Annotated in this window: 15 protein-coding genes and 1 pseudogene; 14 read left to right on the top strand and 2 right to left on the bottom strand. The window is 59.2% G+C overall.

The window, feature by feature from the left end; translation table 11 throughout:
* The first annotated feature begins 77 nt into the window (after window positions 1-77).
* The 14 genes from D0N36_RS01220 (at window position 78) to D0N36_RS01155 (ending at window position 12430) form a co-directional block, all read left to right on the top strand.
* A complete protein-coding gene (locus D0N36_RS01220; RefSeq protein WP_147320704.1) occupies window positions 78-461 on the top strand; it encodes a hypothetical protein in 384 nt (127 codons plus the stop codon).
* Window positions 462-538: 77 nt separating this feature from the next.
* Window positions 539-823, top strand: a complete 285-nt coding sequence (locus tag D0N36_RS01215) for a hypothetical protein (protein WP_147320703.1) — start codon at window positions 539-541, stop codon at window positions 821-823.
* Between the two features lie 95 nt (window positions 824-918).
* Window positions 919-1338 (top strand): hypothetical protein, encoded by a 420-nt coding sequence (locus tag D0N36_RS01210; protein ID WP_116939236.1) that lies wholly within the window; start codon window positions 919-921, stop codon window positions 1336-1338.
* A gap of 227 nt (window positions 1339-1565) precedes the next feature.
* A complete protein-coding gene (locus tag D0N36_RS01205; RefSeq protein ID WP_116939235.1) occupies window positions 1566-1886 on the top strand; it encodes a hypothetical protein in 321 nt (106 codons plus the stop codon).
* Between the two features lie 246 nt (window positions 1887-2132).
* Window positions 2133-3665 carry a bifunctional GNAT family N-acetyltransferase/carbon-nitrogen hydrolase family protein gene (locus D0N36_RS01200; RefSeq protein ID WP_116939234.1) on the top strand — a complete coding sequence of 511 codons (1533 nt, stop codon included), beginning with the start codon at window positions 2133-2135 and terminating at the stop codon, window positions 3663-3665.
* A gap of 89 nt (window positions 3666-3754) precedes the next feature.
* On the top strand, window positions 3755-4078 hold the full coding sequence (locus tag D0N36_RS01195; RefSeq protein ID WP_116939233.1) for a hypothetical protein: 324 nt from the start codon (window positions 3755-3757) through the stop codon (window positions 4076-4078).
* Between the two features lie 323 nt (window positions 4079-4401).
* Window positions 4402-4821 (top strand): hypothetical protein, encoded by a 420-nt coding sequence (locus D0N36_RS01190; RefSeq protein WP_116939232.1) that lies wholly within the window; start codon window positions 4402-4404, stop codon window positions 4819-4821.
* 125 nt (window positions 4822-4946) lie between these two features.
* Window positions 4947-5735: a HesA/MoeB/ThiF family protein gene (locus tag D0N36_RS01185; protein WP_116939231.1), complete on the top strand. Its 789-nt coding sequence runs from the start codon at window positions 4947-4949 to the stop codon at window positions 5733-5735.
* Window positions 5732-6346, top strand: a complete 615-nt coding sequence (locus D0N36_RS01180; protein WP_116939230.1) for a polysaccharide biosynthesis protein — start codon at window positions 5732-5734, stop codon at window positions 6344-6346. Before D0N36_RS01185 ends, D0N36_RS01180 begins: the two co-directional genes overlap by 4 nt.
* Window positions 6347-6383: 37 nt before the next feature.
* Window positions 6384-7556: a glycosyltransferase family 61 protein gene (locus D0N36_RS01175; RefSeq protein WP_190242466.1), complete on the top strand. Its 1173-nt coding sequence runs from the start codon at window positions 6384-6386 to the stop codon at window positions 7554-7556.
* Between the two features lie 3 nt (window positions 7557-7559).
* Window positions 7560-8780 carry a glycosyltransferase family 4 protein gene (locus tag D0N36_RS01170; RefSeq protein WP_116939228.1) on the top strand — a complete coding sequence of 407 codons (1221 nt, stop codon included), beginning with the start codon at window positions 7560-7562 and terminating at the stop codon, window positions 8778-8780.
* 31 nt (window positions 8781-8811) lie between these two features.
* Window positions 8812-10044: a glycosyltransferase family 4 protein gene (locus D0N36_RS01165; RefSeq protein ID WP_116939227.1), complete on the top strand. Its 1233-nt coding sequence runs from the start codon at window positions 8812-8814 to the stop codon at window positions 10042-10044.
* A 2-nt stretch (window positions 10045-10046) separates the two neighbouring features.
* Window positions 10047-11297, top strand: a complete 1251-nt coding sequence (locus D0N36_RS01160; RefSeq protein ID WP_116939226.1) for a glycosyltransferase — start codon at window positions 10047-10049, stop codon at window positions 11295-11297.
* The gene (locus D0N36_RS01155; protein ID WP_116939225.1) at window positions 11297-12430 is read left to right on the top strand and encodes a glycosyltransferase family 4 protein; all 1134 of its coding nucleotides are present in this window, start codon (window positions 11297-11299) and stop codon (window positions 12428-12430) included. Before D0N36_RS01160 ends, D0N36_RS01155 begins: the two co-directional genes overlap by 1 nt.
* A 22-nt stretch (window positions 12431-12452) precedes the next feature.
* Here the strand turns inward: D0N36_RS01155 and rffA are convergent, their stop codons facing one another.
* Window positions 12453-13628 carry a dTDP-4-amino-4,6-dideoxygalactose transaminase gene (rffA, locus tag D0N36_RS01150; protein WP_242478761.1) on the bottom strand — a complete coding sequence of 392 codons (1176 nt, stop codon included), beginning with the start codon at window positions 13626-13628 and terminating at the stop codon, window positions 12453-12455.
* Between the two features lie 235 nt (window positions 13629-13863).
* Window positions 13864-13994: pseudogene (locus tag D0N36_RS19440) on the bottom strand (IS481 family transposase); the annotation flags it as partial.

Below are 13994 nucleotides of genomic sequence, written 5' to 3'. Positions count from 1 at the left end.
GCGTCCCGGGGCCTTGTGCAACCGGGACGCTGGCGTTGGTATCCTGCTGGTATAGTCCTCATTTTTAGCGTTTATCTATGTCGTTCTCCTTATTAGTCGGCGCGGTGCTTGTAACGGCCGCCCTCAGTCTGGCCGGCGTTGCCCGGGGCCAGGGCCAGCCAACTGGCGCGGCCGAAACCCGTGTTGTGGCCGCGCCCAGCCTTTATTTTCTGGATGGGCAGCTCACGAACAAAAAAACTATTGATGAGCTCAACCGCCGCACCATCGCGTCGGTGAACGTGGTGAAGGGCGCAGAAGCGGTCCGGATTTTCGGGGACACGGCCGGCGAAGGCGTGATGATTGTGGTAACCAAGCGCAACGTGGCTTCGGCGGGCGTAGCCGAGTTCAACCGCCGCTACGACATCCGGCCCGTGGAGGTGCCGGCAACCCCTATGCCGCCGGCCCCGCGCGTGCAGCACTAACCAAGCAGCGAGGTCTGGGGTATCATTTCGGCTACCGGTAGCGCATGAAAGGATTCAACCTTCTGAGCTATAATGCCATGCTTCGCTATCTTATTCTGACCGTGCTACTGGCCGGTAGTACGGTTTCTGCCGCCACGGCCCAGGCCACTAAAGTCGAAACCCACCTGGCGCCTTCCGACACTACAAACCGAGTGGAAGGCATTTATGTGGCCCCTGGGATAACCGGGGCTCCTAAGCAGCGAGTGACTACCGACTACGATAACCAGCCGCTCAAGCGGGCAAAAACCCCGAAAAGCAAGTCGACAACGATTACTTCGGATGAGCCGCGCAAGCCGGCTGCTACACCACCGCGCCGGCCTTAAATGGGCCATCGGCAGTATGCCGGCCAACGCCGGGCCCGGTGGCCGCGTATGGCAACAACCCGGCTGTCTGGCCGGGCTCATCTGTTTCCGCCTGCATGACTATCGACACCGCCTCGCTCGCCGACTTTCTTGACCTCAGCCACCGGCCCGATCTGGGCATTATAGCCGCCCGCTGGCTGCGGCCCACTACTTCGGGCGAGTTGCGGGCGGGTTACCAGTTGCTGCTGCGCCACGCGGGCACCTGCAACGCCTGCAACTGCTGGCTAATTGATGCCCGCCGCCGCGTTCGGGTTGATTTGAGCGATGTACATTGGCTGACCGAGCAATTTTACCCGACGCTACGGGAGCAATTGGGCCACCATGTGTTTCTGGCATTTCTGGTGGCCCCCTACCAGCTCGAAGATGCCGAGGACGATACGCTACCCGCCATGCCCCACACCCACAGCGACTATTGCTCAGTGCAACAGTTCACTGATGAGGGGGAAGCAGTACGCTGGCTTCGCTCGCGCCGATAGACGGCTGGCTACAACAACTTTTTGCACTCCGGCCATTGCAGCTATTCAGTAAACCTGAAAAAAGACAATTATTTAACGCCCTAACCGACCGTGCAAAAGATTCGTGGAAAGATGAATTTTTATAGTGGCTGCTTTTCGTTTATCTTCATTGTGAGCTAAGTACTTCGCAAACGAAAAGACGAAATCAATTCTATCAGCCACTTCCATCCACTCTTTCCTTCTTCTGTATGTTCAAAACGCTACTTTTCCTTTTGCTGGCTTTTGCCATGATGCTGGAGCCGGCGCCAGCCCGTGCTACTGCCGAAGCCCATGCCGTTGCAGCCGGCACTACGCTGCTTGCCCCTGCCGCGGCCGAAGCTGGCTTTTTCCGGCGTACCCCACGCAAGGGCCGTCCCAACTACATGAGTTACAAGGGCGGTGCCCGCAAAAAAATGAAGAAGCTCGGCCCCGTGCGTCGCTGGAAACTGCGGCGCAAGGCCCAGGCCAAGCGCCGCACCCAAGGCCCAAGCGTGAAAGCTGGCGTCCCGACCCGGGTGATGAAGAAATAGCCAGCCTTTCTGCTGGGCTGCCAAAGCCGCTTCCTGTTCGGGAAGCGGCTTTTTTGCGGTAGCGACGCAGCCAATGCCGGCCAACCAAACGCCACGATGCGCGTTTAGCCAGCAGAGGCACTTCCAAAACTCACCCTGCGCAACCCACCCTTCCGGCCGCTGGCTGCCACCGCCCGACGGCGGTTGGCCTGGGCCCTTGCGCGGCCAGCGGTGGCCGCGCCGGAGCCCCTTTTAACCCACATTTGCATGAACGAAGTAATTGAAATCCGCCACCTACAGGCCGACGACTACGAATCATTTGACGCGGCCATGCGACGGGCCTACCCCGAAATGGGCAGCTATTGGCCTGCCGAGTCGTTGGCGCGGCTACGGGAGCTGTTTCCGATGGGGCAGCTGGTGGTAACGATAAACGGGGCGGTGGTGGCGGCCGCGCTGGCCATTATTGTGGTGCGCGCCAAGTACCCCGACGAGCATACCTACCGCCAGATTACCGGCGAGTACACTTTTAGCACCCACGACCCGGCCGGCGACACGCTCTATGGTATCGAGGTATTTGTGGACCCCGATTACCGCGGGCGGCGGCTGGCGCGGCGGCTCTACGAAGCGCGCAAGGAACTCTGTGAGCGGCTCAACCTGCGGGCCATCACGTTCGGGGCCCGCATTGCCGGCTACCGTGAGCACCAGGAAGCCATGACGCCCAAGGAATACGTGCAGCGGGTAAAAAACCGCGAAATCGTGGACCCGGCCCTCAACTTCCAGCTTTCCAACGACTTTCACCCGGTGCGCGTGATTCGGGGCTACCTGCCCGGCGACGAGGCCTCGGGCAACTATGCCCTGCTTATGGAGTGGGACAACATGCTGTACAGCCAGCGCCCCGCTACCGCCGTAGCCCCCAAAACCCAGGTCCGCCTGGGCCTGGTGCAGTGGCAGATGCGCCTCTACGACAGCTTCGACGACCTGTTTCAGCAGGTGGAATACTTTGTGGATGCGCTGTCGGCGTACCGGGCCGACTTTGCCCTGTTTCCGGAGCTGTTCCATGGCCCGCTAATGGCCGAAACCAATGAGCTGGCCGAAATCGATGCCATCCGCAAGCTCAGTCAGTTTTCGCCCGAAATCCTGCACCGCTTCACCCTACTGGCCGTCAAGTACCACATCAACATCATTACCGGCTCGATGCCCGAGCTGGGTTCCGACGGGCAGCTGATGAATGTGGGCTACCTGTGCCGCCGCAACGGCACTACGGAGCGCTACGAGAAAATTCATGTAACGCCCAACGAAGCCAAGTACTGGGCCCTGAAGGGCGGTAGCCGCCTCCAGACCTTCGACACCGACAGCGGCCGGGTGGGTGTTCTCATCTGCTACGACTCCGAATTTCCGGAGTTGGCCCGCCTGCTGGCCGATCAGGGCATGGACATCCTGTTCGTCCCCTTCCTCACCGACACCCAGACTGCCTACTCGCGGGTGCGGCACTGCGCCCAGGCCCGGGCCATCGAAAACGAGTGCTACGTAGCCATTGCCGGCTCGGTGGGCAACCTGCCCCGCGTAAAAAACATGGACATCCAGTACGCCCAGTCGGCCGTGCTGACGCCGTGCGACTTCTCGTTTCCGACTACCGGGGTTAAGAGCGAGGCCACGCCCAACACCGAGATGATTCTGGTGACTGACGTGGATTTGTCCATTCTCGACAAGCTGCGCCAGCAGGGCAGCGTGCAGAACCTGCGCAGCCGCCGCCACGACGTGTATTCGCTCAGCTCGGCCGAACTGATGCCCAAACACTGACACCCGGCCGCCAGACCAACGCCGGCCACCGGGCTGCCGTAACAGGTAGAAAAGGCCCGGTGCCCTGCTTCCACTTAACTTCCTACCGCATGTTTCGTTTCCTGACCATTGCCCTGCTGCTGGGCGGCCTGAGTGCCCCGTTCGGTGCCCGTGCCCAGAACCGCACCCCCGTTACACCTACCCGCCATCAGCCTACCGAACGCATCAGCCCGGTGCCGGGCGTGGTACTGCCCACTGGCGTCGGCCAGGGTAGCGCCGAGCCGCTGCCCGTACCTGCCGTCGAGCCCAATGCCCAGCTACCCATGCCCAAAGTGCAGTTCGGGCAGGTAAGTGCCGACTCGGTGCAGATGCAGCCGGCCCCGCCGGCCCCCGAGCCGCCCGTGCGCAAGCAGAAACGCCGCCCGCGCCAGTAAACGCCCGTTGCCCGGTAGCACCCGCTGCCGCCTAAAAAGCCCGAAGCCGTGCGCTTCACGGGGGTTTCGGTGGCTTCGGTAGTACTATGTCGGTGGCGGGCTGCTGGTTGGTTTGCGAGCAGGCACCTAATAGCAGCAGGCTGGCGGCACTCAGGAGCGGGGAAACGCGTTGCATGGCGGTGGGGGTTGATGAGCAACGAAAGCCAGCGGGGCCGCCGTGCCCCTGCTACGCGATGGGCGGTAGCCGCGTTGGTCAGGGCCGGGTGCGGTGCCTCTGCTTCCGGCACCGCGCTTTCTGTAGCTTTGCTTTCTAGCCCTCCGCCATGGCCCCCGATACTCCCGCCGAACTGCTCCAGATAACCCACCGCGCCGACCTCGACCTGCTGGTGGGGCGCTGGACGCATCAGCCCGACCCTGCCCTGCTGCCCGCCGCTTACCAGCAGCTGAGCCGCGAGGCCCTGGCCAGCAACTGCCGCTACTGGCTCCAGGATATCCGCCACCGCGTCGTCAACGACCCCGCCATCACCCGCTGGCTACTAACCGAGTACTTCCCCGACATGGCCCGCCGCTTCGGGGGCCTGCGCGTGGCCTACCTCACCGGCCCCGCCCTGCTGGCCCGCATTACCGCCGACCCCAGCTTCCAGGATGAGGCGTATTACGCCGACAAGCCCTACAAGGTGCGCTTCTTCGGCGACGAGGGCGCAGCGGTGACGTGGTTACGCGAGGGTGTCAGCACGCCGTAGCGACACAACAGTTGGAGTTTCGTCGTTGCTGATGGTGTCAATGTTGTTCGTCCTGTATCACATCGTTCAATGTCGAGACTCCAGCTGTTGCGTCGCTACGCCGTTCTACCAACCCCAACCTGCCCATGCTCACCCCCGAAGAAACCTGCCGCTACCGCCGCCACTTGCAGCTGGCCGAGATTGGCGAGGCCGGCCAGCTGAAGCTCAAGGCGGCCCGGGTGCTGGTGGTGGGCGCGGGCGGGCTGGGCTGCCCCGTGTTGCAGTACCTGGCCGCCGCGGGGGTGGGCACGCTGGGCATCGTGGATGCCGACGTGGTGGACGAGAGCAACCTGCACCGCCAGATCCTGTTCGGGCCGGCCGATGTGGGGCGCAGCAAGGCCGAAACCGCCGCCAAGGTGCTGGCCCGGCTGAACCCGCTGGTGCGGACCGAAGTACACGCGCTGCGGCTGGATTTGGGCAACGTGCGGGCGCTGGTGGAAGCCTACGACGTGGTGGTAGACGGCACCGACAACTTCGCCACCCGCTACCTGCTCAACGACGCCTGCGTGCTGCTGGGGCGGCCCCTCGTGTCGGGGGCCATCTACAAGTTCGAGGGGCAGGTGTCGGTGTTCAATTACGCGGGCGGGCCCACGTACCGCTGCTTGTTCCCGGTGCCGCCGGGGGCCGACGAGGCTCCGAACTGCTCGGCTACCGGGGTGCTGGGGGTGCTGCCCGGCGTGGTGGGCACGGCCCAGGCCACCGAAACGCTGAAGGTACTGCTGGGCCTGGGCGAGGTGCTGAGTGGCCGGCTCTGGCTGTTCGACGCCCTCACCTTCCAGACGCGCACCCTGCGCTTCGCCCGCCGCCCCGAGGCGGTAGCCGAAATTGTGGTGCACGAAGGTCCGGCCCGGGCCGCCTGTATTTCCACCGTATGATGCTACTGATTGTGGTGATGAGCCTAGCGGCGTTCTGGCTGATGCTGACCCTGGATGAGTGGTTTATCCGGCTGTGGGTAGGGCCGGATTTCTTCGCTGGTCAGCAGGTACTGATCCTGGCCCTCATTATTATGGTGCAGCAAACCATTACGAGGACCGGTGTTTTCTTCCTCAATGCCAAGGGTATTGCCCGGCCCTTGAGCTTTGCCGCCATGGTGGAGGCGGGCCTGAACCTGACGCTTTCCATCTGGCTGGGCTACAAGCTGGGCATGAGCGGAATCTTGCTCGGTACCATCATTGCGGCGATGCTTACGTCGTTCTGGTACGTGCCCTTCCTGCTACGTAAGCACCTGGAAATTTCATGGATGGACTCGCTGGTGCGGCCTATCATAGGACCCACGCTGGGCATTAGCGCGGTTGGAATCGGCCTTTACTTACTGGTGCAGAAGCTGGACACCATCCCCGTGTTCAATCACTGGCTGTGGTTCCTGCCCATCGGAGCCGTTGTATCTTTGCTGATGGGCATCTTCGTCTGGGTGGTGTATCTGCGCAAGACCTTGGGCGAATATGTGCCACTGCGTTTCCGTCGCTACCTGCTCGTTCAATCCTAGTTTCGCGGCCGCCGATGCGGCCGTTTTTTTGCCTGCCATGACGACCTCCGTTACCAGCTTCCTCAACAAAGCCACCCGCACGCTGCTCTGGCGTACCGGCCTGGGTCGCAAAGCGGCGGCCGGCTACTGGAAAAACCGCCAGGATGGCCCCGGCTTTCGCTACCTGTACCGCCAGACCGACGAGATTTTTGCCGATGTTCCCACCGAATTCGCCGACCCGGTATTCAGCGAGTTCGTGGCCGAAGACAACAAGCGCTGGACCATGCAGGAAAGCTTTGTGGTGGAAGTGGAAGATGTATTACTGGAACCGGAGCGCCTGCTCGGCATCCGAGCCGGGCGGGAACTGGTGGAGCAAACCGTGGTGTACAAACACGACCGGCAGTACCCGTACATTCTGCCCTATCTGATGCGCCCCTCCAGCGTTACGCAGTTGGATATGGCCATCTGGTACGACGGCTCGGCCACACGCAATTACTATCACCACTTGGTCGATGCGCTCATTAGCCTGCAACAGTGGGAGCGGAGCGGCCTGCCCCGGGACACGCCTATCCTCATCACCAAAAAGATGTACGATACGGTGTACTTCCAGTACCTATATCAGGGTAGCCCGCAAGTGCGGCAGTTGGACTGGTACGTGGTGGGCGACGTGGAGTGGGTGCAGGTAAAGAAGCTCTACAAGCTGCAAACGGCCTCCTTTAGCCCCGCTGCCTGGCGCACCATGCGCGAGCTGTACGCGATGCCTTATGTGAAGCCATGGCGCAAGGTATTCCTGAACCGGGACCGGAACCGCTACGGCCGCTACCTCGACAATGAGGCCGAGGTAGTAGCCATGCTCAAGCGCCACGGCTTCGAGGAGATGTTTGCCGAAAACCTCACCATCGAGCAGCAGGCCCAGTTGTTTCAGGAAACCGAATATCTGGTGGCGCTACACGGGGCTGGCATGATTCAGCAGTTTTTCATGAACTACGCCCAAAGCCATGTTATCGAGATTATGCCTCGTAATTACCTTATGCCGCTATATTACTGGCAGGCATATGCTATGGGAATCCGCTATTATGACGTGGTAGTGGGCGGCAACATGCGTGACGGCCAGGAGTACCCAGTAGATGTAACCGTGCTGGAAGCTGCCGTGGAACGCATGCTAACCAACCAGTACCCCGGCCGCGTGTACGGACTCACGGAACTCCCACCCGTTCCAGCCGTTTCCTAAAGCGTGAAAATTCTGATTGTTCTGGAGGATCTGCGCACGGGCGGCGCCCAAAAGTTTGCCCTGCGCCTGGCGCAGGCCTTGCAGGTAGTGGGTCACACGGTACACCTGTATGACCAGCATGCGCACCTGGTAAATCAGAATCTAATCCAGCAGCTTGCTCTTGGGGTGTCAGTGATTTCCTATGGCTTGCTGTCGCCGAAGTTGGATGCGATGCTGCGCAAAGCTGTCGGGTTGGGCCGCCGCCTGGGCTGCCCTGATTGGCTGCGCGAGGCGCTGATGATCCGCTACCTGCGCCAGACAATTGAGCGCCTAGCCCCCGATGTGGTAATTAGCCACACCATCAATGCTGACTATGCCGCCGCTAAGGCGTTGCAGGGGCTCGGCATTCTTCTGGTGATTACCATGCACGGCTGCTACGAGCTGTTTCTGCACAAGGCCGATGCGCCCGAAGTAACGCCCAAGGGTAATTTTGCTCTGCAACAGGCGGCCGCCGTAGTGTGCCTGACCAGCAAGAACTTGGAGATTTTTGGGCAGCGCGGGGTCCGGCCCCTGCACTCAGTGCTCAACAGGAAAATCTACAGCGGCTTCGACGGGCAATTTTCGGCGGAGAAGCTGACGCATACCCAGGCTGCCCTGTGCGTTCCGGCCGATGCCCGGGTATTTGGCATGGTGGCGCGCGGGATTCCTGAAAAGGGATGGGGCTACGCCGTGAATTCGTTTCTGGCTCTTGAAGCGGCGCACCCGGAGCTGCACCTAGTGCTGGTAGGGGAGAGCGACTACCTCACGGAGTTGCGCCGGCAGCATCCGCATCCGCGCCTACACTTTACCGGCTTTTCCCGCAACCCCATCGACTGGGTGGATATCTTCGACGTGGGGCTGCTGCCTAGCTATTTCCACGCCGAGAGTCTGCCCAACTCCATTACCGAATACCTGTCGTGCGGCAAGCCGGTTATTGCCAGCCGTATTGGGGAAGTGCCGGCCATGCTTGCTTCCAAAGCGGGCCTAGCAAGCGTGTTGCTGGAGCAGGCTAACTGGCAGCTCACCGACCCTAGGCATCTGACGGAAGCGATGCGTGCGTACCTGACGCAGCCGGCCTTGCTGGAAGAGCATCAGCAGCGGGCAACCCTGGCGTTTGAGAAATTCCGAATGTCCCACTGCCTGCGACAATATGAGGAGGTGTTCCAGCAGGTGGTTCGGCCATTGAAACAGAATCAGGTTGGCTAACTGGCTAAGTAGTTGAAGCTGAAAATAAGACATGAATATACTCGTTGCTGTTGAAGAATTACGAATTGGAGGCGCTCAGACGTTCGCGCTCCGGTTGGCACAGGCCTTACATGAAGCCGGGCACCGCGTGTACCTATACGCTATGTATTGGCAGTACACGGAGCATGACTTGGTAAAAAGGCTGGCCCCGGACGTAGAACTAGTAGAGTACCGTCCGGCCGCAAGCAGCATGGATACCTTACTGCTGCGTGCCGATGACTGGTTCCAACGGCACGGCTATGCAATAAGCTTACGCCGCCGAGCACTGGTGGGCCACCTGCGCCAGGTATTGTGGGATAAGCATATTGAAGTCGTGAGCAGTAATACGTTCAAGGCGGATGCTTTGCTGGCGGAAGTAGTAAAAGATTTCCCGCGCGTTCCATTGATTGTGACTATGCACGGTGATTACGAGCAGTTTCTGGCGTTTTACCGGCAGCAGCAGCAGTACGTTATTCCGGGGTATCTTACGAAACTGGCCAGTACCATTGCCCGTACGAATGGGGTCGCCTATCTTTCGGAGCAGAACCTGGAAGCTATTCACCTCAATCACACGCTATCCGGTAAGATTTTACTACGCCAGATATACAACGGTTTGGAAGGCCGCGTATCAGCTGAAGCTCCTAAATACACCCGCCAGCAGTTGAGCATACCTTCTGAAGCGCTGGTGTTCGGAATGGTTGCGCGCGGTGTACCGGAAAAGGGGTGGGAGCCAGTTATCCAAGCCTATCAGCGGTTAAGTGCCGAAATATCCCGTCCAACAAATCTACTCTTAGTTGGAGCTAGTCCCTTTTTGACGCAGTTAAGCGAAAAATATCAAGGCGATAAAAGTCTGCGCTTTCTGGGGTTCGTGAACAACCCTATCGACTGCGTGGGGAGTCTCGATGTGGGGATTCTGGCTTCGTCCCTCAAAGAAAGTCTGCCCAATTCCATTGCCGAGTATTTGTTCTGCGGGAAAGCGGTTATCTCTACCGATGTGGGAGAAATTCGGCAAATGATTCGCACTGATGAGGGGCATGAGGCTGGTTTGTTGATTGAGTTCCCGCAAGAAGGGCTGGCCGATATGGATCTGTTATATCAAGCGATGCACCAGTATGCTACCAATGCAGTACTGCTAGCCCAGCATCAACAACTGGCTCGGCAGGCCTTCACCAAATTTGATATGAGCCGTTGCATAGCCGCCTACACCCAACTGTACCAGGAGAGTATCAACGCGCTACACCAGTAATTATGTTCTCTTCTACTCCCCGCAACCTCCTGTTACTGATTTCCAACCTGGGCCTGGGTGGTGCGCAGCGCGTCTTCCACGACCATAGCGTGGAGCTGGCCAAGTATTACGTCGTAACGGAAGCGGTGTTCAACCTAGACGGCGGCGACATGTACCCCAGCGGCAACGAAGTGCGGAGCCTAGAAGTGGCGGGGGGAGGGAGTCCGTTAGACAAGATCCGCAACTTTGGCCGTCGTATCGGGCGCCTGCGGGCCCTCAAGCGCCGCCTGCATACTGATGTGTGCGTGAGCCATCTGGAAGGGGCCGACTACGTGAATCTGTTGAGCAAGGGGCCTGAGAAGGTGGTGCTCTGCATTCACGGTTCTAAGCTACACGACGGTAATATTACGGGCTTAGTGGGCTGGCTGCGCAAGAAAGTACTGATGCCGGGCCTCTATAACCGCGCCGATAAAATCGTGACGGTAAGCCGTGACATCAACCCCGAACTGATTGAGGGCTTTGGAGTGAAGCCGGAGAAGCTGGTAACTATCAACAACTTCTTTGAAGTAGCCCAGATTGAAGAGAAGTCCCGGGAGCCGTTGACGCCGCAGGAGCAGGCCGTGTACGATTCGGCTCCAGTGCTTGTGACTTCGGGGCGCCTCACCATCCAGAAAAACCAGGCTCCGTTGCTTGATTCCTTAGCTGCCCTTATTAAGCGGCGGCCAGCTAAGCTGGTTTTCGTGGGTGATGGGGAACTGCGCGACGACCTTACCCGCCACGCCCGCCAGTTAGGCCTGCGGGTGTATGAGGCCTGGAGCGGGGAGTTGCTGACCACCGAGTTCGACGTGTATTTTCTGGGCCTCCAACAGAATCCGTTTAAGTATATCCGGCCGGCTTCGCTGTTTGTGTTCCCTTCGGCTTGGGAAGGTTTCCCGATGGCCTTGGGCGAGGCTATGATTTGCGGCGTACCGGCCGTAACCACCGACTGTCCGACGGGCCCCCGCGAAATCCTGGCTCCCAGTACTACCACCCCTAGTACCGCAATCCGGGCGGCCGAACGGGCTGAGTTCGGGATGCTGATGCCTATGCTCAACCAGCCAGCCAGCTTGGCGGCCGACCAGCAGGTATGGACGGAAACGCTCGATCAATTGCTTGGCGATGCGGCCGAGCGGGAGCGGCTGGGTAAGCTCGCCAGCCAACGCATGCAGGATTTCACCCGGGAAAAGATTTTCCGTCAGTGGGTGGCCGTGCTCGAAGATGTATTAGCAAAATAATGCCCCAGCCAACCAAGCCCGTCATTCTGATTGCTGATAACTCCACGGCCGTAACCGGGGCTCTGATGGCCATTCGTAACGCCACTGACCGGCTGCGCGGTCGGTATGAGTTTGTATACGTACTACCGAGCGGGAGTCGGGGGCGGGCAGTGCTGGAAACAGCAGGCTATCGGGTGTACGAGCTTCCCTTCGTGGAAATAAGCAAGCGGGTACGCAACCTGCTGCTATACGGACCGATGCTGCTACTTAATGGTTGGCGATTGGCGGCACTAATACGACAGGAGCAGGCCGCCGCGGTACATATGAATGACTTCTACAACCTAACGGGTGTAGTAGCGCGGCTGCTCACTGGCCGGCCGCTGGTAACGCATGTGCGGTTCCTTCCTCATACCCAGATGCAGCCCTTGGCCCGCACCTGGCGCTGGGTGGCCGAGCATCTTGCCCAACGGGTGGTGTGCGTATCGCAGGCGGTATACTCGTACTTTCAACCACTATCTCATATAAAGGTCATTTTCGACCCGATTCCGGAAGGCGAAAAGTACCCGGCCACTAGCTTGGCTCCCCGAATCGACGGTACCGTACGGGTGCTGTTTCTGGGTAATTATATCCCGGGGAAAGGTCAGAATTTCGCCGTGCAGGCATTCAAGACCGCGTACTTACAGCAGCCCAACCTACGCCTGCACTTTGCTGGCGGTGACATGGGTCTGGATAAAAACCGTATCTATCGACGACAACTCGAAGCTGCCGTGGAAACAGCCGGGTTGCGTGAGGTTGTCACTTTCGGCAACTTCGTACATGATGTGGAAGCGGCCATTAAGCAGGCCGATATAGTACTGAATTTCTCCGAATCAGAATCCTTTTCTCTCACCTGTCTCGACGCGCTTTACTTCGGTACGCCCCTTATTGCTACAGATTGCGGTGGCCCGGCTGAGCTATTTGAATCGGGCCGCTCGGGCCTTCTGGTGCCCAACCGCGACGTGCCCGCCATGACCCAGGCGTTGCTCCGGCTGGCCGCTGATGCTGATCTGCGGCAGGAGTTTGCGGCGGCGGGTCGGGAATTCGTGCGCCACAAGTTTCGGGCGGCCGCTAGCTACGAGCAGCTGGGCCAGCTATACGACGAGTTATTGGCGTAGCTCGTAGCCCCGACTTCCGGCGTTAGGCTTCGTAAAATGTCCGGATGGCCTCGATTATCCGTTCCTGCTGTTCGGGTTGCAATTCGTGATAAAGTGGCAACCGCACCAATGTCTGGCCGAAACGGTCGGCGTGGGGGAGGGGACGGCCATCATGGCGGGGGGTGTAGTAGGGGCTGCGGTGTAGGGGTAGGTAGTGGAAAACGGCCAGAATGTGTTGCTCCCGCAAATGGGCCAGCAGGTCGTCGCGCTCGGTTTGTGAATTACATAGCAGCGCAAAAATGTGCCAATTAGGCTGACTGTCGGGCAGTGCGGGCAGTAATCCAAAAGCGCCGGCGGCAGCCAGCGGCGCGAGTGCCTTGGCATACGTTTCCCAAAGCTGCTGCCTTTGCTGCTGAATGATGGTCCGGGCTTCTACCTGCGCCCACAGATAGGCTGCGTTCAGTTCTGAGGGCAGAAAGGAGGACCCTATATCTACCCATTCGTAGCGGGCGGACTCACCCCTGGCAAAAGCAGCGCGGTTGGTGCCTTTCTCCCAGATTATTTCGGCACGGGTAGCTAGGTCCGCGTCATTTATGGCCAGCATACCACCCTCACCAGCACTGAGGTTTTTTGTTTCGTGGAAGGAAAAAGCTGCTAAATGGCCGAAGGTGCCTAAAGGCCGATTCAGGAAGCGGGCCTCTATGGCCTGCGCAGCGTCTTCTACTACCCACAGTTTGTATTGGCGAGCCAGAGACAGTAAAGCGACCATGTTGCAGGGCTGACCGCCGTAGTGCACAGGCACGATGACGCGGGTACGCGGGGTGATGAGAGCCTCCAACCGCGCGACATCCAAGTTCGGATGGTCGGAGAGGCTGTCGGCAAATACAATACGAGCCCCGCGCAGTACGAAGGCGTTGGCGGTGGAAGTGAAGGTGTAGCTGGGGACAATTACTTCATCGCCAGGCTGCAGGTTGAGTAACAGAGCGGCCATTTCTAGCGCGTCGGTACCGCTGGTGGTTAGCAGTACTTTAGGGATGCCATAGTCCTGCTCGAAAAACTGCTGGCAGCGTTGAGTAAACATGCCGTTTCCGGAGAGCTTGCCGGATGCTGCCGCCTGCCGGATATACTCCAACTCCGGGCCGGCCAGATGCGGACGGTTGAACGGAATGAAATCGGGAGGCAAATCAGAGGTTATCATGATGGTCTTTTGATTTTCCATACTGCCTTAGCAATTACTGATGTAAGGTCACGCCAAATCCGCAGCAAAATGCACCCATCCAGCAGTGGCGCATTCGAGACTAAAAGAGACGAATCAGAAGTTGCTGTGGCAGCCGAAAGCCATTTAAGATAGAGAGGTAACTTCTAGCCAAGCAGGTGCTTTGGCCCGAAGTTACCAGAGCAAACCGGGAGCGGAAAAGTCGTTTTCTAAGTTGCGACGTTAGGTTGCTATCAGTCTAGGTGTATAGTCCCAGCGTGAGGTGGGTCGGGTCCTGGGTAAAGTTAACGGGGTTTTTCTGCCACTCGGCACAGACAAATTCATGTGGCGTGAGGCCGCGCAAGGTCTTAAGCCGTTTGGCGTGGTTGT

This window comes from Hymenobacter lapidiphilus (assembly GCF_003417065.2).
Lineage (GTDB): Bacteria > Bacteroidota > Bacteroidia > Cytophagales > Hymenobacteraceae > Hymenobacter.
The sequence above is the reverse complement of the archived record's forward strand: the minus strand, read 5'-3'. Positions and strand labels throughout refer to the sequence as shown.